1 protein-coding gene is annotated in these 3,549 nt (G+C 77.7%); it reads left to right on the top strand.

Going from position 1 to position 3,549, the window contains the following annotated elements:
* Positions 1–3,549, top strand: a 3,549-nt coding sequence (locus tag AOK15_RS40920; protein ID WP_157870536.1) for an SDR family NAD(P)-dependent oxidoreductase, incomplete at both ends; no start/stop codon positions are given.

Here is a 3,549-nt window from a genome sequence, read left to right on the forward strand (position 1 = left end):
GATGAACCCCTGCCCGGCGCACCCGACCCCGCACCCGACCCCGCGCCGGCCGCCGACGAGTCCCCGGCCGTCGTGCCCTGGCTGATGTCCGGCCACACCGAGGCCGCGCTGCGCGACCAGGCCGCGCGGCTCCTCGCCGACCTGGGCGAACGGCCCGACACCGCACCGCTCGACATCGCCCGCTCGCTGGCCACCACCCGCAGCGCCCTCACCCACCGCGCGGCCGTCGTCGCCCGCACACCGGCCGCCCTGCTCGACGGAGTCCGCGCGCTCGCCGACGGCGCACCCTCGGCCGCCGACATCGTCCGGGGAACCGCACGGGAGGCCCCGCTCGCCCTGGTGTTCCCCGGGCAAGGCTCCCAACGCCCCGGAATGGGCCGCGACCTGTACGACCGTCACCCCGTCTTCGCCGCCGCCTTCGACGAGATCTGCGCCGCCTTCGACCCGCTGCTCGACCGGCCGCTGCGCGACGTCGTCCTCGCCACCGACCCCGACCGGCGGGCCGACCTGGACCGCACCGAGTACACCCAACCCGCCCTGTTCGCCGTGGAGACGGCGCTCTACCGGCTCCTGGAGAGCTGGGGCGTCCGCCCCGACGCGCTGATCGGCCACTCCGTGGGCGAACTGGTCGCCGCCCACGTCGCGGGCGTGTGGTCACTGCCCGACGCCTGCCGCGTGGTGGCCGCCCGCAGCCGGCTCATGCAGGCGCTGCCCGCCGGCGGCTCGATGCTCGCGGTCGAGGCCGAGGAGACCGAGGTCGTGGCGGTGCTCGCCGCCCACCCCGACCGCCGCGTCGGCATCGCCGCCGTCAACGGGCCCGCCTCCGTGGTCGTCTCCGGACCGGACAACGCCGTCCTGGACGCGGCCGCCGAGTTCGTCGGACGCGGCCACCGCACCAGGATGCTCACCGTCAGCCACGCCTTCCACTCCCCGCTCATGGAGCCCATGCTCGCGGACTTCGCCGCCGCCCTGGCCCGGGTCGAGTTCCACGAACCCGCCCTGCCCGTCATCTCCAACCTGACCGGTGCCCCCGCCACCGCCCGCGACCTGTGCGCCCCCGGCTACTGGGTGCGGCACGTCCGGGACACCGTCAGGTTCGCCGACGGAGTGCGCACCCTGCTCGACCGGGGCGTGCGCACCTTCCTGGAGGTCGGCCCCGGCGGCGCCCTGACCGCCATGGCCGCCGGGACCGCCGCCGAACACACCGAGGAGCCCGTCACCTGCCTCGCCACCACGCGCGACGGTGACCGCCCCGAGGCCGACGCACTGGTCACGGCCCTCGCCCGGCTCGCCGTCCAGGGCACGGCCGTCGACTGGCGGGCCTACTTCGCGGACAGCGGCGCCCGCACCGTGCCACTGCCCACCTACGCCTTCCAACACCGCCGGTTCTGGCTGCGCGTCCTCGGCGCGGGCGCGGGCGGCGGCCGGGGCGCGTCGTCCGTGGGCCTCGGCACGGCGGGCCACCCGCTGCTCGGGGCCGTCACCACGCTGCCCGGCACCGGCGGGCTGCTCCTCACCGGCCGGCTCGACCGCACCGACCAGCCCTGGCTCGCCGAGCACACCCTGAACGGTGTCCCGGTGGTGCCGGGCACCGCCCTCGTGGATCTCGCGCTGCACGCCGGCGGCCACACCGGCTGCGACCGGCTCGACGAACTCGTCATCCACGCACCGCTGCCGCTGCCCGACCGGGGCGGCGTCGCCCTCCACCTCACCGTCGACACCGGCGACGACGAAGGACGGCGCCCCTTCACGATCCACGCCCGGCCGGAAACGGCCCCCGAGGACCACTGGACCCGCCACGCCTCCGGCGTGCTCACCCCCGCCCCGCCCGGGTCCCCCGCGGCCGGCGACACCACCTGGCCGCCGCCCGGCGCCCACCCCGTCCCGCTGGACGACTTCTACGCCACCACCGCCGCAGCGGGCCTCGACTACGGCCCCGTCTTCCAGGGCCTGGCCGAACTGTGGCAGGTCGACGGCCGACTCCACGCCCGGGTCGCCCTGCCCGACACCCCCGACCAGGACGCCGCGGACGGCGGCAGCGACGGCTTCACCGTCCACCCGGCGCTGCTCGACGCCGCCCTCCAGCCCTTGGCCCTCGGCATCCTGGGCGCGGACCGCACAGACGGCACGCCCGTCCCGCCGGGCCTGCCCTTCGCCTGGTCGGGCCTGCGGTCGTACGCCACCGGCGCGTGCGAACTGCACGTCCGGCTCACCCCCACGGAAGACGGCGCGGTCTCCGTCCGGGCCACCACCCCCGAGGGCCTGCCCGTCCTGGACATCGACGCGCTGACCCTGCGCGCGCCCACACCCGTCCCGGCCGCCCCGGCCGACGCCCCGCGCCCCGAACCCCTGTACCGGCTGGAGTGGCCGACCCTGCCGCTTCCGGCCGAACCCCCGCCGCCGGCGGGCGGCTGGGGCATGCTCGGGCTCGACCCGAGGGAGCTGCGCCCCCGACTGGCCGCCGCCATCGGCCAGGACGTCGTCCCGTACCTCGACCGGGACGCCCTCACCGAGACCATCGACACCGGGGTCCCCGCGCCCGCCGCCGTGGTCGTCTTCCGCGACCGGCCGGGCCACGACGACGCGGGCGCCGACGCCCGGGAGGCGGCCCTCGGCACCCTCGACGTGCTGCGCCCCTGGCTCGCCGACCAGCGGCTCACCGGCACCCGACTCGTCCTCGCCACCCTTGGCGCGATGGCCGCGGGCCCCGACGACGCGGCCCCGCGGCCCGCTGCCGCCGCCGTATGGGGCCTCGCCCGTGCCGCCCAGTCGGAACACCCGGACCGTGTGGTCCTCGTCGACCTCGACGACGACCCCGCCTCCCTCGCGGCGCTGCCCCGCGCCGTCGCCACCGGCGAGCCCCAACTCGCCCTCCGCCGGGGCACGGCCCGGGTACCGAGGCTCGCCCCCCTGCCGCCGGACCAACCGGCGGCCCTCCCGAGCGCCGACGCCCCCGCGGCGGACGGCGAAGCGGCCCTGCCCGAGGCGCCGTTCGCCGCCCACGGCACCGTCCTGATCACCGGAGGCACCGGCGCCCTCGGCGCCCTGGTGGCCCGTCACCTCGTGGCCCGGCACGGCGTACGACGACTGCTGCTGGCCGGGCGCCAGGGGGCGGCGGCCCCCGGGGCGGACGAGCTGGCGGCCGCACTCGCCGAGGCCGGCGCCCACGTCACCCTCGCGGCATGCGACGTCGCCGACCGGGGGGCGCTGGCCGGGCTGCTGGCCGATGTCCCCGCCGAACACCCCCTCACCGCCGTCGTCCATCTCGCGGGCGTCGTCGACGACGGGCTGGTCGGCGACCTCACCGCCGAGCGGCTCACGGCGGTGCTCCGCCCCAAGGCGGACGCGGCCTGGCACCTGCACGAACTGACCGAGAGCCTGGACCTCACGGCGTTCGTGCTGTTCTCCTCCGCCGCCGGTGTGCTCGGCAGTCCCGGCCAGGCCAACTACGCCGCCGCCAACGCCTTCCTCGACGCCCTGGCCGAGCACCGCCGCTGTCTCGGTCTGCCGGCACTGTCCCTCGCCTGGGGCCCCTGGCAGGGCGTCGGC

This window comes from Streptomyces ossamyceticus (assembly GCF_001418475.1).
GTDB classification, from domain to species: domain Bacteria; phylum Actinomycetota; class Actinomycetes; order Streptomycetales; family Streptomycetaceae; genus Streptomyces; species Streptomyces ossamyceticus.